The sequence below is a fragment of the Bacillus sp. FAU18 genome (assembly GCF_056033885.1).
Genome location: NZ_JBVYHZ010000003.1, coordinates 476,177 through 500,304, shown reverse-complemented (window position 1 = coordinate 500,304; position 24,128 = coordinate 476,177). Strand labels below are relative to the sequence as shown.

22 protein-coding genes, 1 pseudogene and 1 other annotated feature are annotated in these 24,128 nt (G+C 42.9%); of the genes and pseudogenes, 3 read left to right on the top strand and 20 right to left on the bottom strand.

Annotation, left to right across the window (positions count from 1 at the left end):
- Window positions 1-4 precede the first annotated feature (4 nt).
- The 3 genes from oppC to oppA form a co-directional block, all read right to left on the bottom strand.
- Complete coding sequence (gene oppC / locus AC0OMU_RS02810; RefSeq protein ID WP_003232954.1) at window positions 5-922, bottom strand: oligopeptide ABC transporter permease OppC; 918 nt, start codon at window positions 920-922, stop codon at window positions 5-7.
- Between the two features lie 3 nt (window positions 923-925).
- Window positions 926-1,861, bottom strand: coding sequence for an oligopeptide ABC transporter permease OppB (gene oppB, locus AC0OMU_RS02805; RefSeq protein ID WP_003245554.1), 936 nt, complete (start codon window positions 1,859-1,861; stop codon window positions 926-928).
- 107 nt (window positions 1,862-1,968) lie between these two features.
- Entirely contained in the window at window positions 1,969-3,606 is a 1,638-nt protein-coding gene (oppA, locus tag AC0OMU_RS02800; RefSeq protein ID WP_015252360.1) for an oligopeptide ABC transporter substrate-binding protein OppA, read from the bottom strand.
- Window positions 3,607-4,076: 470 nt separating this feature from the next.
- Window positions 4,077-4,291 (top strand) — a binding site (T-box leader).
- A 58-nt stretch (window positions 4,292-4,349) separates the two neighbouring features.
- On the opposite strand from oppA, the gene trpS reads away from it, so the two are divergent.
- Entirely contained in the window at window positions 4,350-5,342 is a 993-nt protein-coding gene (gene trpS, locus AC0OMU_RS02795) for a tryptophan--tRNA ligase (RefSeq protein ID WP_015483084.1), read from the top strand.
- 34 nt (window positions 5,343-5,376) lie between these two features.
- Here the strand turns inward: trpS and AC0OMU_RS02790 are convergent, their stop codons facing one another.
- The 9 genes and pseudogenes from AC0OMU_RS02790 to fabH all read right to left on the bottom strand — a co-directional run bounded on the left by AC0OMU_RS02790 (window position 5,377) and on the right by fabH (window position 15,238).
- On the bottom strand, window positions 5,377-6,129 hold the full coding sequence (locus AC0OMU_RS02790; protein WP_003239298.1) for a YjbA family protein: 753 nt from the start codon (window positions 6,127-6,129) through the stop codon (window positions 5,377-5,379).
- 205 nt (window positions 6,130-6,334) lie between these two features.
- Entirely contained in the window at window positions 6,335-7,249 is a 915-nt protein-coding gene (gene opp4C / locus AC0OMU_RS02785; protein WP_015383348.1) for an oligopeptide ABC transporter permease, read from the bottom strand.
- Between the two features lie 15 nt (window positions 7,250-7,264).
- Window positions 7,265-8,215 (bottom strand): ABC transporter permease, encoded by a 951-nt coding sequence (locus AC0OMU_RS02780; protein ID WP_041056500.1) that lies wholly within the window; start codon window positions 8,213-8,215, stop codon window positions 7,265-7,267.
- Window positions 8,216-8,293: 78 nt separating this feature from the next.
- The gene (locus AC0OMU_RS02775) at window positions 8,294-9,922 is read right to left on the bottom strand and encodes a peptide-binding protein (RefSeq protein ID WP_015383346.1); all 1,629 of its coding nucleotides are present in this window, start codon (window positions 9,920-9,922) and stop codon (window positions 8,294-8,296) included.
- A gap of 87 nt (window positions 9,923-10,009) precedes the next feature.
- A complete protein-coding gene (gene appF, locus AC0OMU_RS02770; RefSeq protein ID WP_003232964.1) occupies window positions 10,010-10,999 on the bottom strand; it encodes an oligopeptide ABC transporter ATP-binding protein AppF in 990 nt (329 codons plus the stop codon).
- Complete coding sequence (gene appD, locus AC0OMU_RS02765) at window positions 10,996-11,982, bottom strand: oligopeptide ABC transporter ATP-binding protein AppD (RefSeq protein WP_047182427.1); 987 nt, start codon at window positions 11,980-11,982, stop codon at window positions 10,996-10,998. Before appD ends, appF begins: the two co-directional genes overlap by 4 nt.
- Window positions 11,983-12,173: 191 nt before the next feature.
- A pseudogene (locus AC0OMU_RS02760) lies at window positions 12,174-12,960 on the bottom strand (DUF2268 domain-containing putative Zn-dependent protease).
- A 75-nt stretch (window positions 12,961-13,035) separates the two neighbouring features.
- On the bottom strand, window positions 13,036-14,277 hold the full coding sequence (gene fabF / locus AC0OMU_RS02755; protein WP_003244890.1) for a beta-ketoacyl-ACP synthase II: 1,242 nt from the start codon (window positions 14,275-14,277) through the stop codon (window positions 13,036-13,038).
- 22 nt (window positions 14,278-14,299) lie between these two features.
- Entirely contained in the window at window positions 14,300-15,238 is a 939-nt protein-coding gene (gene fabH / locus AC0OMU_RS02750) for a beta-ketoacyl-ACP synthase III (RefSeq protein WP_003232971.1), read from the bottom strand.
- Between the two features lie 164 nt (window positions 15,239-15,402).
- Between fabH and yjzB the strand changes: the two genes are divergently transcribed.
- Window positions 15,403-15,630, top strand: a complete 228-nt coding sequence (gene yjzB / locus AC0OMU_RS02745) for a spore coat protein YjzB (protein ID WP_120027973.1) — start codon at window positions 15,403-15,405, stop codon at window positions 15,628-15,630.
- A gap of 29 nt (window positions 15,631-15,659) precedes the next feature.
- On the opposite strand, the gene comZ is transcribed toward yjzB, so the two are convergent.
- The 4 genes from comZ to AC0OMU_RS02725 all read right to left on the bottom strand — a co-directional run bounded on the left by comZ (window position 15,660) and on the right by AC0OMU_RS02725 (window position 18,282).
- Window positions 15,660-15,851, bottom strand: a complete 192-nt coding sequence (gene comZ / locus AC0OMU_RS02740; RefSeq protein WP_003224559.1) for a ComG operon transcriptional repressor ComZ — start codon at window positions 15,849-15,851, stop codon at window positions 15,660-15,662.
- A 14-nt stretch (window positions 15,852-15,865) separates the two neighbouring features.
- Entirely contained in the window at window positions 15,866-16,819 is a 954-nt protein-coding gene (gene med / locus AC0OMU_RS02735; RefSeq protein ID WP_014476425.1) for a transcriptional regulator Med, read from the bottom strand.
- 89 nt (window positions 16,820-16,908) lie between these two features.
- Window positions 16,909-17,466 carry a hypothetical protein gene (locus AC0OMU_RS02730; RefSeq protein ID WP_015383340.1) on the bottom strand — a complete coding sequence of 186 codons (558 nt, stop codon included), beginning with the start codon at window positions 17,464-17,466 and terminating at the stop codon, window positions 16,909-16,911.
- An 81-nt stretch (window positions 17,467-17,547) separates the two neighbouring features.
- Window positions 17,548-18,282, bottom strand: coding sequence for a hypothetical protein (locus AC0OMU_RS02725; RefSeq protein WP_181218827.1), 735 nt, complete (start codon window positions 18,280-18,282; stop codon window positions 17,548-17,550).
- Between the two features lie 250 nt (window positions 18,283-18,532).
- Here AC0OMU_RS02725 and AC0OMU_RS02720 point away from each other — a divergent pair, with 250 nt between their 5' ends.
- Complete coding sequence (locus tag AC0OMU_RS02720) at window positions 18,533-18,718, top strand: YjzD family protein (RefSeq protein ID WP_003245236.1); 186 nt, start codon at window positions 18,533-18,535, stop codon at window positions 18,716-18,718.
- Between the two features lie 45 nt (window positions 18,719-18,763).
- Here AC0OMU_RS02720 and AC0OMU_RS02715 read toward each other — a convergent pair whose 3' ends face one another.
- The 4 genes from AC0OMU_RS02715 to AC0OMU_RS02700 all read right to left on the bottom strand — a co-directional run bounded on the left by AC0OMU_RS02715 (window position 18,764) and on the right by AC0OMU_RS02700 (window position 24,122).
- Window positions 18,764-18,943: a YjzC family protein gene (locus tag AC0OMU_RS02715; protein WP_003245356.1), complete on the bottom strand. Its 180-nt coding sequence runs from the start codon at window positions 18,941-18,943 to the stop codon at window positions 18,764-18,766.
- An 85-nt stretch (window positions 18,944-19,028) separates the two neighbouring features.
- The gene (gene argF, locus AC0OMU_RS02710; protein WP_100506189.1) at window positions 19,029-19,988 is read right to left on the bottom strand and encodes an ornithine carbamoyltransferase; all 960 of its coding nucleotides are present in this window, start codon (window positions 19,986-19,988) and stop codon (window positions 19,029-19,031) included.
- Window positions 19,976-23,068, bottom strand: a complete 3,093-nt coding sequence (locus AC0OMU_RS02705) for a carbamoyl phosphate synthase large subunit (RefSeq protein WP_474240883.1) — start codon at window positions 23,066-23,068, stop codon at window positions 19,976-19,978. Before AC0OMU_RS02705 ends, argF begins: the two co-directional genes overlap by 13 nt.
- A complete protein-coding gene (locus tag AC0OMU_RS02700; RefSeq protein ID WP_327830567.1) occupies window positions 23,061-24,122 on the bottom strand; it encodes a carbamoyl phosphate synthase small subunit in 1,062 nt (353 codons plus the stop codon). Before AC0OMU_RS02700 ends, AC0OMU_RS02705 begins: the two co-directional genes overlap by 8 nt.
- Window positions 24,123-24,128 lie beyond the last annotated feature (6 nt).

Sequence of the window (24,128 nt, the reverse complement as noted above, 5' to 3'; positions counted from 1 at the left end):
TCCCTTATTTACGTAACTTAGGATCCAATGCGTCTCTTAATCCGTCGCCGACAACGTTAAAACCAAACATTGTAATGCAGATAAATCCGGCAGGGAAGAATAAACGCCACGGATAATAGGTCAATGCAGGCAATCCGTCAGAAGCCATCGTTCCCCAGCTTGCCAGCGGAGCCGGAACACCAAGTCCCAAATAGCTTAAAAAGGCTTCTGTGAAAATCGCAGTAGGAACTGTCAGTGTCATCGTGACCAAAATAGAACCCATTGCGTTTGGCACGATATGTTTAAACAGAAGACGGGATGTTTTTGCACCCAGTGTCTGTGAAGCAAGCACATACTCCTGATTCTTCAGCTGCAGCACTTGTCCGCGCACGATTCTGGCCATATTAATCCAGCCTGTAATCGTCATGGCAATAATAATCGTAAATAGACCTTTCGGAAGAACAACCATCAGTAAGATAACCATTAATAATGAAGGAACTGCCCAAAGGATATCAGCGATACGCATCATGATTTCATCCGTTCTGCCTCCGCGGAAGCCTGAAATGCTCCCCCAAATGACGCCGATCAGCAAATCAAGAACAGCAGCTGCAACACCGATAAAGATTGAGATTCGCGCCCCTACCCATGTACGGACGAAAATGTCCCGTCCAAGATCATCTGTTCCGAACCAGTGATCTTTTGAAGGCGGCTTATCCGCATTTAAGAGATTAGTAGTTGAATAATCATACCTTGAGAACATCGGCGCAAAAATTGCCATAAGGATAATAAGTACGATAATGATAAGCCCGACCATTGCAAGCTTATTGCTGCGGAAGCGAAGCATCGCATCTTTCCAGAGGGAAAGGCTCTTTTTACTTATTTTTTCTGCATCGCCGGCATTCGCTGCGGCTGGTTCAAACATGTTTTTTGGAATGTTCTGCATGGCCTAGGCTCCTTTCTTTGCTTTGGAAAGCTTGATTCTTGGATCAATAATGCCGTATAACACATCTACGATTAATACACACAATAGCAAGATGACACTGAAGAACACCGTTACACCCATAATGACCGTATAATCACGGTTTGTAATACTGTTGACGAAGTGTGCACCAAGCCCCGGGATCCCAAAAATGGTTTCAATAATGAAGCTCCCCGTTAAGACCTGTGCGGCCATCGGGCCCATATATGTAACAACCGGCAAAAGCGCGTTTCGAATGGCGTGCCGCACTGTAACCGCTGGACGAGACAGCCCTTTCGCTTTCGCTGTGCGGATATAATCACTGTTTAACACTTCGATCATGCTTGAACGGGAAAGTCTGGCAATAAACGCCATCGGCATGGAAGCAAGTGCGATTGAAGGCAAAAAGGTGTATGCCCAGGAATCCCACCCCGCGACCGGAAACAGCCCAAGCTTCATGGAGAACACATATTGCAGAACAGCCGCCATGATAAAGCTCGGAACCGAAATACCAAATATCGTTAAAATCGCGACGGTATAATCCTGCCACTTATTATGGTAAAGGGCTGCAATGACCCCAAACAATACACCTAACGCTAAAGCGAGGAGAATAGCTTCTGCTCCAAGAGTAAATGAAACGGGGAAACCTGAACTGATCAGGTCGTTAACACTCTGACCTTTATATTTAAATGACGGTCCGAAATCCCACATTGCAACTGATTTCAAATAACTTACATATTGTACAAACAACGGCTTGTCCAAGCCATAATGCGCATTTAAATTTGCTTCAATTTCAGGCGGAAGCTTTTTCTCACCTGAAAATGGCCCGCCCGGTGCTGCTTGCATTAAGAAGAATGTCACAGTTACAATCACAAATAGTGTGATAATCATATAGACTAAGCGTCTTCCGATATATTTTAGCAAGGGGGAACACCTCCATGGTTTTTACATTTTTATACTCCATCAGTAAGAAAGGTATATGGGGCTTTTCTCCCCATATACCTTGAGGTCTTTTATTTTCAGACGTAGCCTTATTTAAAATATGCGTTTCTGAAATAAACCTCACCAGTACCTGGCATGATAACACCTTTTAGGTTTTCATCCTGTACCCAAGTATCAGTATAGAAATAGATTGGGGCAACCGGCATTTCATCAATGAAAATACCTTCTGCTTTTTTCAGCAGCTCTGCACGTTTTGTTTTATCTGTTTCAGTTTGTGACTGATTCAGAAGCTTTTTGAATTCTGGATTTTCCCAGCCTGTATCGTTATTTCCTCCGTTTTTGTCACGGAACAATTCAAGGAAGTTGATAGGATCATTGAAGTCGCCGAGCCAGCCCATACGGCCGATTTGATAATCTTGGCTGTGGAGCTTATCAATATAGACATTCCACTCTGAGTTATCAAGCTCAACATCAACGCCTAAATTTTTCTTCCACATTTCTTGTACTGCTTGAGCGATTTTCGCGTGTGCGTCATCAGTGTTGTAAGACAATTTGATTTTTGGCAAATCAGATGCCTTGCTTAAGCCCATTTCTTTCAGGCCTTTATCAAGGTATTCTTTTGCTGTTTTGACATCATTGTCTTTGAAGTATCCTTCTTTGTTATCCTCAAATCCCTTCATTGTAGGCGGCACTGCAGCCATTGCCGGGATTTGCTCTCCTTGCGTAACGTTTTTAACAATCGACTGACGGTCAAGCGAATATGTTAAAGCTTTACGGATATTTACGTTGTCTAATGGCTTAGCTTCAGTGTTGAATTTGTACCAATACACACCTGCAATCGGCTCAACATGTAAAGAACCGTCTTTTTTCAGGGTCGGCAGGGATTCTGTTGGAAGCTGTCCGAGCGGCATACCGGCCCAATCAAGTTCGCCAGCTTGGAATTTTTTCAGTTCCGTATTGTTATTGTTGATCATAACCATATCGATTTTCTTCAGTTTGACTTTGTCTTTATCCCAATACTGGTCATTTTTTTCGAGAGTAATAGAACCGCTGTGTTTCCATGCCGTCATTTTGAACGGTCCGTTTGATACATAATCATCCCCGGCATTTGTATTCCACTTTTTATTTTTCTCTGCAATTTTCTTGTTGATCGGCATATACGTATAGAACGCAGTTAATTCAGTGAAATATGGAGTCGGGTTATTTAATTCAACCTTCAGCGTTTTGTCATTCACAGCTTTTACTGCCACATCATCTAGGCTGCCTTTGCCGGTATTCGCCGCTTCAGCACCTTTTATGTAGTAGAGCTGGTAAGCGTATTGTGATTCGTTATTAGGATCAAGCGCCCATTTCCAAGCATATTCAAAATCTTGTGCTGTTACAGGGTCTCCATTAGACCATTTCACACCATCACGAATGGTAAATGTATATGTCTTTCCGTCCTTGCTCGTTTCAATTTTAGAAGCCATGCCTTCTTCAGGCTCACCATCTGCATTGATACGTGTCAATCCTTCAAAAGTCTGACGGATGACACCGCCTGATACTGAATCATTTGCCAATCCCGGATGTAAGGAGAACGGCTCAGTTTTAATATTAATGTTAAGTGTCGTCTTTCCTTTACTGTCCTTTTTCCCTTCACCGTTTGATCCGCTGCCGCCAAAGCCGCACGCGCTCAGCACGAGAGTGAAAATGAGCATCAACGTGACAATCGACCAACGTTTTTTCATATTCGCAAACCCCCTAATAATAATTTTCAGCTCCTTACGGCTAAATCCTCAGAAATATCAGACAAATGAACCTGAGTTTCCACAACTTTTATTCTGTTCCGTCTTTTCTGATTATTTTTGTAAAAAAGCTGTAACAATAGAGTGAACAAGTTCATTATAATGAAACAAATAATTTATTGCAATATTATTTTATCAATTTAAAATATTTAAACTTCGTTAGTTTTTCTTCCATGAACATAATATCCTTCTACCATTTAAAGCATAAATTGATTAAAAACTTTTTCATGTGTTTTCTGCCCATATTGCTTTTTACATATAATATCTGCCTGTTTTTCCGCTGATAGCAGTTATCATTTAAGGATTTTACAACACGCGTGTTATTTATATTATTACAATTTTACTGGAAAAAAGAATGTTTTTTCATGATGACAATTGGTTATAATTGATTTATAATGAAGCAATCAAAAGAAAAGCTTGCTATGAAAAAGAGTAGTACACATTTCACCTGTTTGAAGAGAGTCTGCGGTGCTGGGAGCAGATAACGGGCAATGTGGAATGGACTTTGGAGCAGCTGACCGAACTGGAAAAAAGTAGGCTCAGCCGGAGCAGTCTCCGTTACAAACGTCAGAGTGATTCCATTTTAATGGAATAATCAGGGTGGTACCACGGTTCATTCGTCCCTTTTTTACAGGGGATGAATGAGCCTTTTTTATTATGTTTTAAGAAATGAGGTTGATGTTTTCATGAAACAAACGATTTTTTCAGGCATTCAGCCAAGCGGCTCAGTGACGCTCGGCAACTATATCGGTGCAATGAAGCAGTTTGTCGAACTGCAGCATGATTATAACAGCTATTTTTGCATCGTGGACCAGCATGCGATAACTGTTCCTCAAGACCGGCTTGAGCTTAGAAAGAATATCCGCAATCTCGCAGCGCTTTACTTAGCTGTCGGACTTGATCCAGAAAAAGCAACATTGTTTATTCAATCAGAGGTCCCCGCGCATGCGCAGGCCGGATGGATGATGCAGTGTGTCGCATATATCGGCGAGCTTGAGCGGATGACTCAATTTAAGGACAAATCCAAAGGCAATGAAGCTGTCGTCTCCGGCCTGTTAACATATCCGCCGCTGATGGCCGCTGATATTCTGCTGTACGGAACGGATCTTGTACCTGTCGGCGAGGATCAAAAGCAGCACCTTGAGCTGACGCGGAATCTTGCAGAACGATTCAACAAAAAATACAACGACATCTTTACGATTCCGGAAGTGAAAATTCCAAAAGTCGGTGCACGTATCATGTCTCTGAATGATCCGCTGAAGAAAATGAGCAAATCTGATCCGAATCAGAAAGCTTATATTACCCTGCTGGATGAACCGAAGCTTCTTGAAAAGAAAATCAAAAGCGCTGTGACAGATTCTGAAGGCATTGTGAAATTTGATAAAGAAAACAAACCGGGCGTTTCCAACCTTCTTACGATTTATTCAATCCTCGGCAATACGACAATTGAAGAGCTTGAAGCAAAGTACGAAGGAAAAGGCTACGGCGAGTTTAAAGGTGATTTGGCAGAAGTCGTGGTGAACGCATTAAAACCGATCCAGGACCGCTATTATGAGCTGATAGAATCTGAAGAATTAGACCGGATTCTTGATGAAGGCGCGGAACGAGCGAACCGGACAGCAAACAAAATGCTGAAAAAAATGGAGAATGCCATGGGTCTTGGAAGAAAAAGACGCTAATCAAAAAACCGCTCTTTGCAAAGAGCGGTTTTTTTCAGTTTACCTTTGATTCGTTTTCCATTTCCCAAAGCTTTTCGAAAAAAGGCTGACCTTTTATTAGGTTTTCGCAAAAAGCTAGGTGCTTGTCCGACCAGCCTTCAATTGTTTCGTTATACAGCATGTCCCAAATCTCTTCAAAGCTCATCCTTTTGATTTGTTCATACATATGCGGATTCCACTCTGTGTACCAGTAGCCGATTTCAGCCCGGTTTTTCAGCCCTTTTAATTGGTCAAGCGCCATAAACATCAGCTGCTTGATTTGCCGTTCTTTTCTAGTCAGTCCTCTGACATGTTCTGGTGCTAATGATAATATGTGATATTCCTTGGAGGATTCCAGCTTCTTTGGCTCAAATTCATATGTTTCAGGCTCTACATCTTTCACCATTTCATAAACGAGCTGCTCCTGTCTTGGGATCAGACGGCTTTTTCTGACAGGGATCGTGTAGCCGATCGTGTCGACAGCTAAAATGCCGATTCCGTCTGTTACGACAAAACAATACTCAAGCTTTGTCCGCTCATGATTTTTCCGAATGTACGATTTCTGATGTACGTCTTCAAGCAAACCTTTCGGAAGCTCTGACAAATCGTTTTCTATGTAATGAAACAGTACTGACGGCACCCTTAGCAGCGGCACCTGATCCAAAAGCTCAACCGTATCTTCCTTGCGCCATTCGTGAAAGTGGCATACATTGTAGCCATTTTCTTCCCCTTCAAACCAATTGACCCACACATCATGAAGAAATAACATCTCTAACCCCTCACTTTTATAAAAACTGTTGTCCACAGTATAGGCAAGGGATAGAGAAATTATTCCAAAGAGATTGAGGAAATCTGGAATCACTAGTTTTATGTAAGAATCACAAAAAGCAGATCTCTTTGTATATTTTCTGACAAAAGGAGACCTGCTTTTTTTCTGATTTGGTGATATTTTATAACAGATATGATATTCATTTTTATTTAATATTTTTCGGGTCAAGCGCATCCCGCAGGCCATCACCGACAAAGTTGAAGCATAAAACGGTCATTAAAATAAATAGCCCGGGAAATAACGGGTACCACCATGCTTGAATCATTAATGTAAAGTTTTGAGCATCCTGAAGCATGTTTCCCCAGCTAGCGATTGGCGGCTGGATACCGAAACCCAAATAGCTTAGCGTTGATTCAGCTAGAATGACACTGCCTACTTTTAGAGTAGCGGAGACAATAATTGGTCCAATACAATTCGGTAATATATGCGAAAAAATAATTTTGTGATTTTTTGTGCCTATTGTTTTAGCAGCCAATACAAATTCCCTTGACCTTAGAGATAAAAACTCACCTCTGACTAGTCTCGCTGTTGTAGTCCAACCCGTCAAAGAAAAAATCAAAATTAACTTATCCATTCCGGGTTGAAAAATTGTAACCAAGGTAATAAGCAGAAAAATATCAGGAATAGATAAGACTACGTCGACAGCCCTCATTAATACAGCATCTACTATTCCTTTAAAGTACCCTGCTACAGCTCCAACAACCGTACCTATAGTAATCGCACCAATTACTGAAGCAAAACCGACTAATAAAGACACACGAGCTCCATATAACACCCTTGTAAATATATCTCGCCCAAATTTATCCGTTCCCATTAGATTTTTAGGGCTTGGCGGCTTCAGTTTGTTTAAAAGTGATTGACTCTCAGGTGAGTAAGGCGCAATAAAAGGGGCAAAGACTGCCATTAAAATAATAACTGTTAATATGATACCCCCAACAACAGCAAGCTTATTTTTGAAAAATTTCTCAAAAAAGATCCTAGTCATTGTTTCTGGTTTTTTTCTAATATTTTCTTTTAGCTTTACCTCATTAGAGGGAGCCGCAGTGTTTGGATGTGCCATATGTGTCTCCCCCTTTTAATATTCAATTCTCGGATCAACTAATGCATACAAAATATCTGCAATCAAGTTCCCCAGTACAACCAAAACAGCAGAAATTACAGTCATGGCCATAATAACCGGATAATCTCGAGAGAATGCCGAATCAATAAATAACTTCCCTAATCCCGGCCAAGTAAAAATCTGTTCAACTACTACAGCACCGCCAATAAATGAAGGGATCATCAATCCGAAAATTGTAATAACAGGCAGAAGGCCATTTCTCAATCCATGTTTGAAAATAACTTTATTTTCCTTAAAACCTTTTGCACGAGCTGTTCTAATATAATCCTGTTTTAATACATCGAGCATACTAGATCGAGTATAACGAGTAATACCTGCCATATCAGCAGTTGCTAAAACAAACGCAGGTAAAATTAAATGATGGAGCCTGTCAATAATGCTAAAGTCAGCGTTTAAAGTGCTGACACCCCCCGTAGGAAACCAGCCGAGATTTACGGAAAGAACCATTATAAGAATTAATCCGAACCAGAAATTTGGTATTGCCAGCCCTAAAAATGACGTGACAGTTATACCATAGTCAAGCTTAGAATAAGGGCGTTTTGCAGAAAGAACACCGAAGGGAATTGAAATCAGAAGAGCAACAAGAGTTGAAAAAACCATAAGCACCAGAGTATTCGGTAAACGTGAAAGGATTAGATCGGAAACTGGTGTCCCCTTTTTTACAATAGATGTCCCAAAGTCGCCTTGGAGCATATTTCCTAGCCATTTTAAGTATTGAACAGGTTCTGGATCATTGAGCCCGTACTTTTCAATAAATTTCGCTCTGTCAGCTTGGCTGATTGTCGGATCCATCATAAGTGACATCGGGTCACCTGGCGCCGCTTTCATTATCGCAAATGATAAAATTGTAATGCCCAAAAGAATTGGCAGAGACATTAATGTTCGACGAACAATATATGTAACCATATTCTTGTCCCCTTTTCTAAAATAGGATAAAGAGGAAAGGATGCTTGCTTGATCCTCCCCTCTCTAGGGATTTAATTATTATTGTTCAAGCCACCATTTTTCAATATGATATAGATCATTTTTCGGATGGAATACATATCCATTCATGTTTGTCGGGATTGCCCTATGATAATTGTAATAAAACAGGAATGAATAAGGCTGATCCTCAGCAATCAATTTATAGATTTCTTCATATTTTTTCTGATATTCTTTTCTATCTGTAATAGACTTAGCTTCTTCTAAAAGTTTATCGACTTTAGGATTCTTATACCATATGTTGTTTAATCCGTTCTTAGATTGACTGGAGTGGAAAATCGAAAATTGATCTGGGAATGTAGCCAAGCTCCAACCGAGCAGTAGTGCATCATAATCCCAATTCGGTGCGCTTGTTTGTTCAATAAGAGCACTAAATTCTACAATTTGCGGTTTTGCTTCAATTCCTACTTCTTTAAGTTGCTGCTGAACAACAACTGCTAAATCCTCCCGAATCTTATTACCCTGGTTAGTTTTAATGGTAAATGAAAATTTCTTTCCGTCCTTATCAAGGTAACCGTCTCCATCTGTATCTTTCCATCCTGCTTCTTCCAAGAGCTTTTTAGCCTTTTTAGGATTGTAATCAAATGTAGGTACATCACCTTTTGGATAGTTCCAAGAAAGCGGACTTTCAGGAACATTTGCAACTTTACCATCACCGTTTAACACCTGATCTACCATTGCTTTTCGATCAAGTGCATACGTAAGAGCTTGGCGGACTTTTTTGTCTTTAAATAATTCGTTTTTTTCATTCCATCCAATATAGCTGTAGTTCAAACCAAGATCTGATTTAACTTGCACATTATCAAATGTTTTAACTGTCTCAAAGTCTGTGCCTGGTACAACAAAGAAGTCAATATCTCCAGCTTTTAATTGAGCAACAGCTGCATTAGAATCAGGAATCGTCTTAACTGTCACTGTATCTAAATACGGTCTTCCGCCATAATAGTCATCATTTGCTTCAAGTTTTACATAATCGCCCTTCTTCCATTCAACAAACTTGAATGGACCCGAACCAATTGGATTCTTCCTGTTAAATTCATTTTCTCCTAAATCTGCAACTGGCACTTTCCCTAAAATGTGTTTAGGCAGAATACCGTAACTGTCTAAAACAACATTGTAAAAATACGCATCCTTTTTCTTTAATTTAAATTCAACTTCATAATCACCTTTTTTTGTAACAGATTTTAGTGATTCAAAACCAGAACCCCGTTCACCATTATAGTCCTTGTTTAAAGGGATGCTATAAGTGAAAACAACGTCATCGGCTGTAAGTTCTTTTCCATCATGGAATTTTACACCTTTTCTAATTTTGACATCATAAGTCAGGCCATCTTTGGATTCCGTTACTTTCTCAGCTAAAGCAGGTTTCACATTTAGTTTTTCATCCGTTTCTAATAATGTACTATAGATCATCCCTTCAATATCTGAACTGGAAACGTCTGTAGAATAGAGTGGATTAAACAACGTTGGCTCCCCAGTTGAACCAACAACCAAATCCCCGCCTTGCTGCGGTTTGCCTGTGGATTTTTTCTCGCTGCTGTTGCTTGATTTTGATCCCGAGCAGGCTGATAAAAAAATGGCCAGAACCATCAATACACTTAGCATCATCAGTGCGGTTTTCCGTCTTTTCATTAGATATTCCCCCTCTTGAAATGTTCGTTCTTCTCAGCTGTTGTTTATGTAGTGTGCATACCCCCTCTCAAAGCTGTGCGGGCAACATTAGCTATAAAGGTGACAAGCCACAAAGTGGCTGGGAGCAGCTTCTTTAAATTCTGGTATTTGTTCCTTGCATATCGGTTTTGCAACAGGACATCTTGTGTGGAATACGCAGCCTTTTGGCGGGTTGGCCGGACTAGGCAGTTCTCCCTTCAGGACAATGCGTTCACGTTTGACAGATCCTCTTTTTCTTGTAACCGGAACGGAGGATAAAAGCGCTTGGGTATATGGGTGAAGCGGGTTGTCATAAAGCTCATGCTTGCCGGTCAGTTCCATCATTTTGCCAAGATACATTACTCCGACTCTGTCGCTGATATGGCGTACGACACTCAGATCATGAGAGATAAATAGATACGTAAGATTAAATTCTTCCTGTAATTCCTCCATCAAGTTAATCACTTGGGCCTGAATGGATACATCAAGTGCGGAAACCGGCTCATCTGCAATGATCAGCTCTGGATTCAAAGTGAGTGCTCTGGCAATGCCGATCCGCTGGCGCTGGCCGCCTGAAAACTCATGGGGATAACGGCCGGCAAACGACGGGTGAAGCCCTACTCTTGCAAGCAGCTCTTCAACTTTTTCGTTTCGTTCACGCATGGTATACATGTTGTGCGTATTAAACGGCTCCTTTATGATGGAACGCAGGGTCTTTCTCGGGTTTAACGAAGCAAATGGATCTTGGAAAACCATTTGAATATTTTTGCGGACACTCTTCCGCAGCTTCTCCTCTGAGAGATTGGAAATATCCTGCCCTTTAAAAAGAATTTGGCCCTCTGTCGGTTTGTACAGTCTGATCATCGTTCTGCCGGCAGTCGATTTTCCGCAGCCCGACTCTCCAACGATTCCGAGTGTTTCTCCTTTTTTTAACGAAAATGAAACACCATCCACCGCTTTTACATCACCGACTTTTCTTTGAAAAAGGCCTGACCGGATCGGAAAGTATTTTTTTACGTCACGAAGCTCTAAGATTGTTTCTTGATTAGCTGCTGTCATGATTGTTCGGCACCCTCTTCCTCATATAAAAAGCATCTCACCGTTCTTCCGCTTTTGTGTGTCAAAAGCGAAGGCTGATTTGTCCAGCACTTATCCATAGCTTTCGGGCACCTTGGGGCAAAACGGCATCCCGGCGGCAGATTATCCGGTGTAGGCACACTGCCTTTAATCGCATTTAATTTATCAATCTCTCCATCTATAACAGGAATTGACGTAAGCAGGCCTTCTGTATACGGATGAAGCGGTTTTAAAAATAAGTCATCAACGGTAGCGTTTTCTACGACTTGTCCGCAGTACATGACAATTACTCTATCGGCAGCCTCAGACACGACACCTAAGTCGTGTGTGATGAGAAGAATCGATGTATTGAACTTCTGACAGAGATCTTTCATGAGCTCCAGCACCTGGGCTTGTATTGTCACATCCAGCGCTGTCGTTGGTTCATCGGCAATGAGCAGTTTAGGATTACAGCTCAGTGCGATGGCAATCATCACCCTCTGTCTCATACCGCCGGACAGCCGATGCGGGTACTCCTTCATAATTTGCTCCGCCCGGGAGAAACCGACCATCTGCAAGAGTTCAACAGCTCGTTGATGGGCTTCTTTTTTCTTCATGTTTTTATGGTAAATCAGCACTTCGGTAATTTGTTCTCCGATTGTTAACACCGGATTAAGGGAGGTCATTGGTTCCTGAAAGATCATGGATACTTCGTTACCGCGGATTTTGCAATAATCGTTTTCAGTGAATGAGGTGAGGTCTTTGTCTTCGAGTTTAATAGAGCCGTCCATGATTTTTCCGCCTGAGCTTTGGACGAGGCCCATAATTGATAAAGAAGTAATGCTTTTTCCGGAGCCCGATTCACCTACAAGCGCGACTGTTTCGCCTTTGCTGATGTGAAAATCGACTCCGTCAACCGCAGGGATCGGCTCCTTTTTCCTGAAAAAATAAGTCTTTAAATTATTCACTTCTAAAAGTGTGCTCATGCTAGCTCCCCTTTCCCCCCTCTTGTCGTCAAACGTTTTCAAGAGAAAGCAATCCCCTTATTCAGAAATAATAAATAATATTGAATTATCGAAAAATTTTATAGTTGTATATTATTACAATCATTTTGCAAAATCAAGAATTTTTTAGGATAAATGTAATATTATTAATGAAATTCCATTATTTTATCCTTTTAAAGCATTGCATCCAAAAAGGTTTCAGCAGGAATGGACAGTCCGTCTGCGGCGCTTGCCTTGCTGGCGGTTAAATATTTTTTTACAATATTGAATCCAACTGCGTATCCAAGCATTTTCGGCTGATATCCTTTGCCGAATAACAGCTGGGGAAATAATCGATTATCCCGTTTGATATCCCGATGGGGCGCAATCTTTTTTTTCATATAAAGACTGAAGCTGTTCCGGTGTATACCAAGTCGTCCATTCAGCCGTTTGACTTCGGCCGAACCTCTCATAAACAGCATATTCCGCCAGCCCTTCCATGATGATTGTATCAAGTAATGTGACATCCTTTTCCTCTTTTGTCAGATGACCTAACCGGCAAACGTGATGATACTCATGCGTCATAAGGGCAGATACCGACCCAAAATCTAAATCTGACGAAAGAAAAAGAAACATTTTGTCTTGAAAGGCGAGTCCTGATTTTGATCCGAATTCTAAACGGATTCTCCTGTTTCGTTCATCAACCGGCAGCGTGACAATTGGTACATTAGGACCTTGCCATTTGTTTTTGAGGTACTGTTCTTCCTTTTGGATATGTCCGTAAAAACCTTTTTCCTTCAGCTTGGAAACAGTCTGAATACCCTCTTTTATGTTTTTAAACATCCCATGATGCTGAAGATGCCCCAGAATGCCCTTCCAGTTCTTTTTCTCCGCACCTGAAAAAAGCGGGATAATGTAATGCGCCAAATCATCTATTGAATCAGCCTCCCTGAGCCAGCTATATGTTTGTTCTACACTCATGTGATCGCCTCCTCTTTTAATCCTATGCACACAAAAAAAACCGGCTACCCTTTAAGGGCAGCCGGTTTGGCTTGATTATGATTGATATTTCTTAAAGATTAATGTTGCGTTGTGTCCGCCGAATCCTAATGAGTTGCTGAGAACATAATTAAGTTCCTGTCTGCGGGCTTCATCAGGCACATAATCCAAATCACATTCTTCGTCAGGTGTTTGAATATTGATTGTCGGCGGAATCACGCCTTCTTTAATGGCTAGGATAGAGAAAATGGCTTCAATACCGCCGGCTGCTCCTAAGAGGTGGCCTGTCATCGATTTTGTAGAGCTTACCGCAAGTTTATGCGCATGCTCACCGAAAACGGTCTTAATCGCCATTGTTTCGTATTTGTCGTTGTAATACGTGCTTGTCCCGTGAGCATTGATGTAATCAATTTCCTCAGGTGCAATGCCTGCATCTTTAATGGCTTCTTGCATCGCTCTCGCTCCGCCTTCACCGTCTTGGGCCGGTGCTGTGATATGATAAGCGTCTCCGGTTGAGCCGTAGCCGACAATTTCTCCGTAAATTTTAGCGCCGCGGGCCAGGGCATGCTCAAGTTCTTCAAGAACGATAATCCCTGCACCTTCCCCCATGACAAAGCCATCACGGTTTTTATCAAACGGGCGACTCGCTGTTTTCGGATCTGGATTAGTAGACAGCGCTTTGTTGGCACTAAAGCCGGCGAATGACATTCTTGTCAGCGGCGCTTCTGTTCCGCCTGTGACCATCACGTCTGCATCACCACGCTGAATAACCTTAAACGCGTCACCGATGGAGTTCGTTCCTGTAGCACATGCTGTAACCGTACAAGAGTTCACCCCTTTTGCTCCTAATGCAATAGAAATCTGGCCTGTCGCCATGTCAGGAATCATCATTGGCACGAAAAACGGGCTTACCCGTCTTGGGCCTTTTGTTAAGAAGATTTCAAATTGAGACTCTAGTGTTTCAAGTCCTCCGATACCGGAGCCTACCCAAACACCCACTCTCGGCGCGATTTCATCGGTAATGTTAAGATCTGCATCTTCAACCGCCATTTTCGCAGCCACAACCGCATATTGTGTAAAGCGGTCCATTTTTCTGGCTTCTTTTTTATCCATATAATCTTCAACATTAAAATCTTTTAATTCAGCGGCAACTTTTGCCGGATATTCTTCAGCGTCAACACGAGTGATCGGACCGATTCCGGACACACCGTTGATTGCGTTATTCCAACTTGTATCGACGTCGTTGCCAAGTGGAGATAATGCTCCAAGTCCTGTAACAACTACTCTTTTTTTAGTCATCTTGTGTGCACCTCACCTTTTTTTATCGGCCCCAGCGGATAGCAATGGCGCCCCATGTTAGTCCTCCGCCGAACCCTACCATAACGACCACATCGCCGTCTTTGATTTTACCGGCTTCCAATTCTTCTACAAGAGAGATCGGAATGGATGCGGCAGAAGTATTTCCATATTTATGAACAGTTTTAGACATCTTTTCGACAGGAAGCTCTAAACGCTCGCGAGCAGCTTCCATGATACGGATGTTCGCCTGATGCGGAATCAAAAAGTCGACATCCTCTTTTGAAAGTCCGGCTTTTTCAATGACATTTACGCATGATTCTCCCATTTGGCGGACTGCAAATTTGAAAACTTCTCGTCCATTCATGATTGTATGTCGTTTTTCATTCAGATACAAGTGCTGACCGCCTGTGCCGTCGGCTCCTAGTTCAAATGAAAGGATTCCTCTGTCATCACTGACTGGTCCGACTACCGCAGCGCCTGCTCCGTCTCCAAACAGAACGGCTGTATTGCGGTCTTCCCAGTCGGTAATGCTTGAGAGCTTCTCTACACCGACAACTAGAACATGCTTGTAGGTTCCGGATTCAATAAATTGTTTACCGGTTACAACCCCGTACATGAAGCCCGCACAAGCCGCGCTGATATCCATAGCACACGCTTTCTTCGCGCCGAGCTGTTCTTGAATCATACAAGAGACCGTAGGAAATGACTGATCAGGTGTAACAGTTGCAACCAAGATCATATCCAGATCCTCAGCAGCCACTTCAGCTTGTTCCAGCGCATTTTTCGCTGCTGCAACAGCCATATGTGATGAAAACACATCATCTGCTGCGATTCTTCTTTCTTCTATTCCTGTTCTTGTACGAATCCACTCGTCAGAAGTTTCAACCATTTTTTCAAGATCATGATTTGTTAAAACCTTCTCAGGAATGTAACGTCCAACACCAAGTATTCCAGCTTTCATAAGGGAAGACTCCTTTATATCTTAAATTTAGAAGATCAATCAGGTTGTGATCAATTATTAGTATCAGGTACTAATTCTATCCTATTTTTTTTCACATGGCAATATATTCGTCTAAACTATCAGTTCATCTTACTCATAGAGTATGGTATATGGAAAGGAGGCGTATGCAGTTGGATGTGTTTTCAAGAATGATGTTCGGCGATGCAGCAAAACCAACAGAAGAGAAGGAGGAACAGCAAGAGGAGGTTTCTCAGACAAACGACGAAGAGACGATTCATTACATGCATATTATGGACCAAATCGGTTCAATTATGAACTCTCTTGATCAAATCAAGCCCGCTTTAAAGGAGCTTGCGCCCATGCTCTCCGCTATTAAAAAGAAAATCATGTGAAAAGCCACTTTCAAAAAAGTGGCTTCTTCTTATTCTGTTTCAGATTTAGCGTCAGACTTGCCAAGCTCATAAGCTTCCGCCATTACCGTTGTAAATAGATTCATAAACGGCTGGATGGCCTCCATTGAGAGCTCAATGCCTGATTTCTCAAGCTGTTCTTTCGCTTCAGGGAGATATTTCATGGCAATTTGCAAGAATTCAAGTGATTTTTCGTGCTGCATGTGACGTCACTCCATTATTCGTTTTTTGGCAGCTCGCCTGTTTTGTTGTATGTTTTGATCAGCTTGGCGATTCTTTGCTGAAAGTCTTTGTCGACGAGCGGGCTGAATGTCCCCATCTCAACGACTCCCGTATTCAGGTCGTAGTAATGATCGCCGCCCTCAAGGGTGCCTTTATTAAATTGTTCAGCAATGATTTCATAGGCCTTGTCCACATTTTGCACCGTGCTGGTTAATACGGTATTCTCGCCCAGATCCGATTGATCTGTGACGTAGCCAATGGCATAAAGACCGTCTTTTTTGATTTGCTGAATAACAGGAACATTATACCCGTCTCCGGCGGGATACACAACATCCGCGCCTTCGTTTTTCATTTTCTGATAAAGCTTTACTGCTGTTGTATCATCATCCCAATGATCCGTATATTTCGTATTTACCTCTATATCCGGATTTTCATACTTGGCCCCTTTGATAAAACCGTCAACCTCAGGCTGCCACGTAAAGGAGGCAATTACACCGACCTGATTCGTTTTCGACATATGGGCAGCAGTCATTCCTCCAAAAAAGCCCATTGCTTCCCCGCTAAAATGGACACTCGTTACATTATCAGCTTTCGCTTTCGCATTGGAAATGACGAATTCCATATCTGGATAATCTTCGCCGACCAGGTTAAACACCTCAGCATATTCACTCCCATGGCCGTAGAGCAGATTGACGCCCCTCTTATGAAAATCCTCAATCGCATTTATGATATCTTCTTCTGTTTTAACGCCTTCTTTATAATAGACGTCCACATTGTATTTGGATTGTATATTCAGTAATCCTTTATACCCTTTTGTGCCCCATACGAGGTCATTAATCGTATCAGGAAAGAGCATGCCGACCTTCTCAATTTTTCCTTTGAACGGAGTTTGTCCACATCCACTCAATAAAAGGAGGACAGAAAAGATCATGACAAGCCTTGTGATCAAGTCATGTTCAACTCCTTTTGACAAGCTATAACATGTATTATTTTATACGTTTATTGTATCTAGAAAACTCGAAACATGGAAGGTTTTTCTTAATATTTGTCGAAAATTGATGAAAATTGTCTTTTCCACTCGATAATTTTTGTTTTTGCTTCTTCTTTTGAGGTTTTCTCTGTGACTTGCAATTCAAAAAGCTGATCTTTGCTATGACCGATTGGTTCTAACAGGAATCTCAGCAACTCGTCAGCGACGTCATTTGTATAATAGCCGTCTTCCTCTGTTTCTTCTTTCCATGGCCCATACATTTTCGGCAGGATCACGGTTTTTTCCGAGCCTGTTTTTTCACGCTTTTCCCATTCTTTTCGGTCTTCTTCATATACTAAAATATAAGGAGAATCATATTGGTCTAAAGGCAAAAAACTTCCGAACTGGATACAAATTGTATCATAATTTTGGTCTCCAATGTGTTCAAGCTGGCGAAAGAGTTCATTTCTCCCAAGCCACATGAGTCTTTCTTCTAAGTACATTTGTCTCATTTTATCTTCTGTTTCCGCCAGAACAACGTCAACATGTATGCCTTCATCCATCATTCGCTCACATAATGAAAGGCCGAAAAATTCGTCCGCACCTACAATTAGCGTTGATTCCATTGCATCTGCCGCCCTTCCGGTTTTTCATTTCCCAAAACAAAACAGCCTCCGCAAAAGAGAAGGCTGTTGTCATTATATTCTCTATAATTCTTTTTCATGACTGTGAAAGAATTTGCAAATTGATGCATAAATTCTGCTTGGATGCTCAAATAAATGAAATGTCATGTCGACCGGTGAGCCTTGCTTTTGCTGTTTTTCCTTGAAAACTTCCGCATGTACGCTGTAGGGATATGGAGCTCCGGTCATACGCTGCCATATATGAATCGGTACGCCGCTCGGGTAGCTTTGAATTGTTTTATAACGAAGCGCTTCCGCTTCTTTTTCAGAAATTCCGTAGCTTTTCGAAACTTCTTTCAAAAATTGCTTATAGAAAAATTTATTTTCTTTTTCCGATTCATAATGTGCCTGAAGATCGAGACAAGGATTCAACATTGCGGCTGAGCGGATATGATCCGGGGAAAAACGAAGCAGTTCATCGGCCACGAGAGCACCCATGCCTTCTGCTAATATATGAATCTTCGGATTGAGGATTTCCTGCTTCAGCACAGAATGTATCAGCTGTTTGGCATAGGTGACTGCTTTTTCCGCCCCCCAATGCCTTCCGAACAGATTGCTGTTAAAAAGAGTATATCCTTCATTCCTCAACATGCTCAGAAGCTGATTTCTGCCGTAATGCTGCTGCCAAAAGCTTGAATCATGTCCGACAAAGTGGGTTCTGTCCCCCAAGATAAAGATGCCGAAGCCGTTCGGGCGATAGGGCAGATGAATGACATTATGCTCCGTTCCCAGTTGAAAGTATCTTTCCGTTATTCCCATCGCTTGCCCGCCTCCTTTCACACTTCATCTCACGCTATCTTATGTAAATAGAAAAGAAACGAATAAGGTAAAGTCCTAGCCTTTTACATTTTTGGCTATTATACTGATTGACGTTTTTTATATTTTACCATTAAAGTGTGACGAATCAGACTCTTTTGTCACCTCACTTTCTGCTAAAATTGGATTCCCCCTTCGCTTTTTGTATGGTATGATAACTTTTAGAATAGAATGAGAAGGACGAGGTGGAAACGTGCGATATATTATTGCCTTTATTTGGACGTTCCTTTTATCACATATGGCATGCTACTTGGTTGCAAGCATGAACAGCGTTACGTATAATTTCAAAACATCATCTGTCATTGCTGTTGTACTGTATGTCTTAATCATGGTTTTAGCAGAAATCATGCCTATGAACAAAAATGCAAGCCAGCATTAAAAAGCCAAAAACCCAAAACATTTATTGTTTTGGGTTTTTTAGTGGTCACGGCTTTCTTTTGTAGGTCCACAGCCGGTTGTGGTTTGATGTTTCGGGAAACATTTCCCCTGCTGACAGATGGACCTTTTGAGGGTTTTTAACCATACTCCCTGTCTCGCCGATTTCTACGTAGACACCGTTATTAGGCGCTTTCTGTCCGGGCCGGAATTGGTGCTGCTGTCCCACTGTTTTTCCTCCTTTTCCTTTTTGCTGTAGTATGCGCCTAAGCGGCTGTGAATATGTTGCCATCAAAAAAACTGCTGAGTTTGGCTCAGCAGTTTTTTGATGATTCCCCTTTATATAAAATGGCCTTCAGCAGTGCTTTTTGCACATGAAGACGGTTTTCCGCCTGCTGGAACACTGCAGAGTTCGGCCCGTCAATAATCTCCGCAGTCACTTCTTCCTCACGATGCGCAGGTAGACAATGTAAAAATGTATAGTCAGGCTTGGCATGGCTGACTAGCGCCGCATTCACCTGATAAGGCGCAAAGACAGCAAGACGTTCTTTCTCTTCCGCTTCCTGCCCCATGCTTGTAAACACATCAGAATAAATCACGTCCGCGTCTTTTACAGCTTCAATCGGATCATCTGTCAGCGTGATAGAAGAGCCGGATTGAAGTGCATATGTCTTTGCCGCTTCAGCTGCTTCATCTAACACTTCATATCCCTTTGGTGAAGCGATCGAGATATCACAGCCCATTTTCGCGCAGCCGATCATCAAGGAGTGCGCCACGTTATTTCCGTCACCGATGTATGCGACTTTTACGCCTTTAAGCTTCCCTTTTATCTCCTTAATCGTCAAGAGATCCGCCAGCGCCTGGCATGGGTGGTATTTATCGGTAAGTCCATTGATCACCGGAATGTCAGCTTCTTTGGCAAGTTCCTCCACCTTTTCATGTTCAAAGGTCCGGATCATGATGGCATCCACATAGCCTGACAGCACTTTTGCCGTATCAGCGACAGTCTCACCGCGCCCCAGCTGCAGATCTTTCTGGCTTAGAAAGAGGGCGTTCCCGCCCAGCTGCGCCATGCCCGCTTCAAATGAAACACGGGTCCGCGTTGATGATTTTTCAAAAATCATCGCCAAGGTTTTGCCATGGAATATAGGCTGAATTTTGTTTTGTTTCAGCTCACCGGCTTCTGCGAGCAAGGCGTTTATGTCCTGTTCACTAAGGTCCTTTAACGTTAATAAATCTTTTCCGTATAAACTGGTTTGCGTCACTGTGTGCATGATGCCACTTCCTTTTTATAGAGGTCTTTGAGAGATACAGGTTGCGGATGGCCTGAACTGCTTTGTAAGAACGCCCGCACAGTTTCTTCTTCTGTAAAGACAGGGATGCCGTGCGTCATGGCTTCCAAACGTTCTTTGCGTGCTTCTTCAGAACCGCTCAGATTGATGTGGAGCGATTTTCCTTCCTGTTCCATCCATGAGACAAATGTCCCTTCATGTATTGTAAAACCTGCGTTTTCTGCTAACTCCTTCACATCTTCCGGAACGTTTTGCAAATAAATGCTTCCTTTTTGACTCCAGACTCTTGTATAGATTTTTTTCAAGGCGCTGTTGGCATCATAGGCGACACACATGCCTTCTCCCGTTGATTTCATTTCCGGCCCAAGCTTGACATCCACATCCTGGATCGCATGAGAAGAAAAAACAGGGAACTTCACGGCAACTCCATGATAATTTTGAACTGCCGGATTTAGATCTTTTAAGGACGCTCCCGCCAGTAGACGTGTGGCGAGCGGAATCATCGGAACGCCCATTACTTTGCTGACGACAGGAACCGTGCGGCTCGCTCTAGGATTCACTTCGAGAACGAGTATGTTTCCATTGTCGATCACAAATTGGATGTTCATGATGCCTTTAAATGAAAGTTTTCGAGCAATTTTTTGTGCGGCATCTTTCATGCCCTGCTGCAGCCCGCTCGTGATGGACGGTCCCGGAAGAATGGCAAAGCTGTCCCCCGAATGGACACCTGCCCGTTCAATATGCTCGGTATATGTCGGGATAAAGACATCCTCGCCGTCGGAAATCAAATCAATTTCGACTTCCTTTCCAGACACATACTGATCAATCAAAATCGGATATGGCATGCTGTCCTCATCATTCAGCAGCTGAGAAAGCTGGGCTTGCGAGTCAACAATGATCATGCCCATTCCGCCGATAACGTAAGATGGACGAATTAACACCGGATAGCCAATCTCACTGGCTTTTGAAGCGGCTTCTTCTTTTGTATAGGCAATTTCTCCTTTTGCGTGCTTCAATCCCAGCTCGTCAAGAAGCTGATAGAATTGATCCCGATCCTCTAACACGTCGAGCGTTTGAAATGATGTGCCAAGAAGAGTGATGCCGGCTTTCTCGAGCGCTTCAGCAGCATTGATTGCAGTTTGGCCGCCGAATTGCACAATTGCAAAATCAATATTTTCCTGCTCCGCCACGTTTACAATATGCTCCGTTGTCATCGGTTCAAAATACAGGCGGTCCGCAATTTCATAATCTGTGCTGACCGTTTCCGGGTTATTGTTAATCATGATGGTTTCGAACCCAAGCTCTTGCAGTGTCAGCACACCGTGAACAGCACTGTAATCAAATTCAACGCCTTGGCCGATCCGAATCGGGCCTGATCCGATAATGAGCGCGCGTTTTTTCTCTTTGCGGCTGATGTCTCCATCGGTCTCTCCGAAATATGTGGAGTAAAAATAGTTTGTTTTCGCATCAAACTCTGCCGCGCATGTATCTACGATTTTAAAGGAAGGCGTAATGCCCATCTCCTTGCGAAGCGCGCGCACCTCTTCTTCTGTTTTGCTGATCAGCGAGGCAATCGTTGCGTCTGAGAATCCCTTTTCCTTTGCTTTCTTCAATAATTCAAAAGTGAGATCGCTCCCTGCTTCCATCAGGCGGTTTTCCAATTTGATGATGTTGTCAAAGGTATGAAGGAAAAACGGATCAATTTTTGTTTTTTCATGGATGTCATCAATCGAGACGCTGCGGCTCAACAGCTCCATGACAACGAAAAATCTGCGGTCATCCGGAGTGATTGCCAAACCCCATAGCGTATCAATTGACAACCCGCTGAGCTCTGGAAGGTGTGTCCCGATATTTTTTAATTCAAGCGACGCGGCTGCCTTTTGTATCGCCGCTTCTAAATTCCGTTCAATCGCCATCACTTCACCGGTGGCTTTCATTTTTGTGCCAAGCTTGCGATCTGCGTTTTTGAATTTATCAAACGGCCAGCGCGGAAATTTGACGATCACATAGTCCAGTGCCGGTTCAAAGCTTGCGTAAGTCGAGCCTGTGAGCGGATTTTTCAGCTCGTCAAGGGTGTATCCGACTGCCAGTTTCGCGGCCATCTTCGCAATCGGATAACCGGTCGCTTTAGATGCGAGAGCCGATGACCGGCTTACACGCGGATTCACTTCAATGACGTAATATTGCTTGCTGAATGGATCAAGCGCGAATTGAATGTTGCAGCCGCCTACAACATCAAGTGCTGAGATGATCGTCAGACTTGCTGTCCGCAGCATTTGATAGTCTTCGTCTGTCAATGTTTGTGACGGCGCCACAACGATAGAGTCACCTGTATGCACGCCGACCGGATCGATATTTTCCATATTGCAGACGGTAATGCATGTGTTATTGCTGTCACGCATGACTTCATATTCAATTTCTTTAAAACCGGCAATGCTTTTTTCGACAAGGCATTGATTGATCGGGCTTGCTAATAGCGCCTGCTTAATCATAGCTGTAAAGGCTTCTTTATCAGGGGCGATTCCTCCGCCCTTTCCGCCTAATGTGTAAGCTGGTCTGATAATAACAGGAAAACCGATGGATTCCGCAAAATGGAGGGCATCGGCCTCGTTATCAACAATTTCACTCTCCGGTACGGGCTGTTTTAATTCATTCATTAACGAACGGAATTTTTCCCGGTCTTCTCCTTTTTGTATCGTTTCAACGGATGTGCCGAGAAGTTTGACGCCGTGCTCTTTTAAAACACCCGTTTCTTCAAGCTCCACCGCTAAATTCAACGCGGTCTGACCGCCTAAATTGGCAAGAAGCCCATCAGGCCGTTCTTTCTTAATGATGGCTGTCAGGCTTTCTGCTGTCAGAGGCTCAAAATAAATTTCATCAGCGAAGGCTTCATCAGTCATAATTGTCGCCGGATTGCTGTTGACGAGAATCACCCGGTAGCCCTCCTCCTTCAGCGCGATGCAACCTTGAGTGCCTGAATAATCAAATTCTGCTGCCTGCCCGATGATGATCGGGCCTGAGCCGATTACTAATATGCTTGAAATACTGGTGTCTTTAGGCATGCGCGATTTCTCTCCTTGCTGGTATCACATTCTTTAGATAATCATCAAAAATCCATTCGCTTTCCGCCGGTCCGGGATGGGCTTCCGGGTGGAATTGAACACTCATGACAGGCAGTTTTTTATGGGCAAGCCCTTCAACTGACGTATCATTGACATGATGAAACCTGATCGTGAGCTCTTCTTCATTAATCGACTGTTCATCAACCACATAGCTGTGGTTTTGGCTTGTCATAAAGACCCGTTTCGTCTCACGGTCGATGACCGGATGATTAGCTCCCCTGTGCCCGAATGGCAGCTTAAAAGTATTCCCTCCGAACGCGAGCGCGATCAGCTGATGTCCGAGACAAATGCCGAGAGTCGGAAAGCGGCTGATGATGCTTTTGATCTTTCCTAAATATGGCTGAATGGCTTTCGGATCTCCAGGTCCGTTCGATAGCACAATGCCATCGGGTTTGATGTTGTATACGGCCTCCATTTGCTGGTATGGCACCACGGTAACCTTGCAGCCTCGTTTGACAAGTGATGATGCGATTGACTTTTTATAGCCAAAATCAATGAGAGCGATGTGTTTATTCCCGTCGCCAAATGTGCTGATTTTCTGGGCGGAAGCCTGCTCTGCCACATTCTCTGGTTGAAGGGCAATCTCAGCTCCTTCTTTAGAGGCTGTGACTGTCGCACCCATCGTCCCGTTTGCCCGGATTTTCTTCACGACAGCCCTCGTATCAACATGGGTTAACAGCGGAATGTTCCATTTCTGTAAATACTCCTTGAGGCTGTATACCGCTTCATAATGAGAAAAGTGATCACACGCCTCATAGACAACCGCGGCTTTTACTTGCGGTTTCTTGCTTTCAAAATCCTTTTCATTTATGCCGTAATTGCCAATCAGCGGGTAGGTAAATACAATAATCTGTCCCTTATATGATGGATCTGTCAGCACTTCCTGGTAGCCTGTCATTCCTGTGAAAAAAACAGCTTCTCCCGTACAGTTTTCATGACCGTCCAGCTCGCCGCTGAACGATGTCCCATCTTCTAACACTAAATAACCTTCCATCTAACA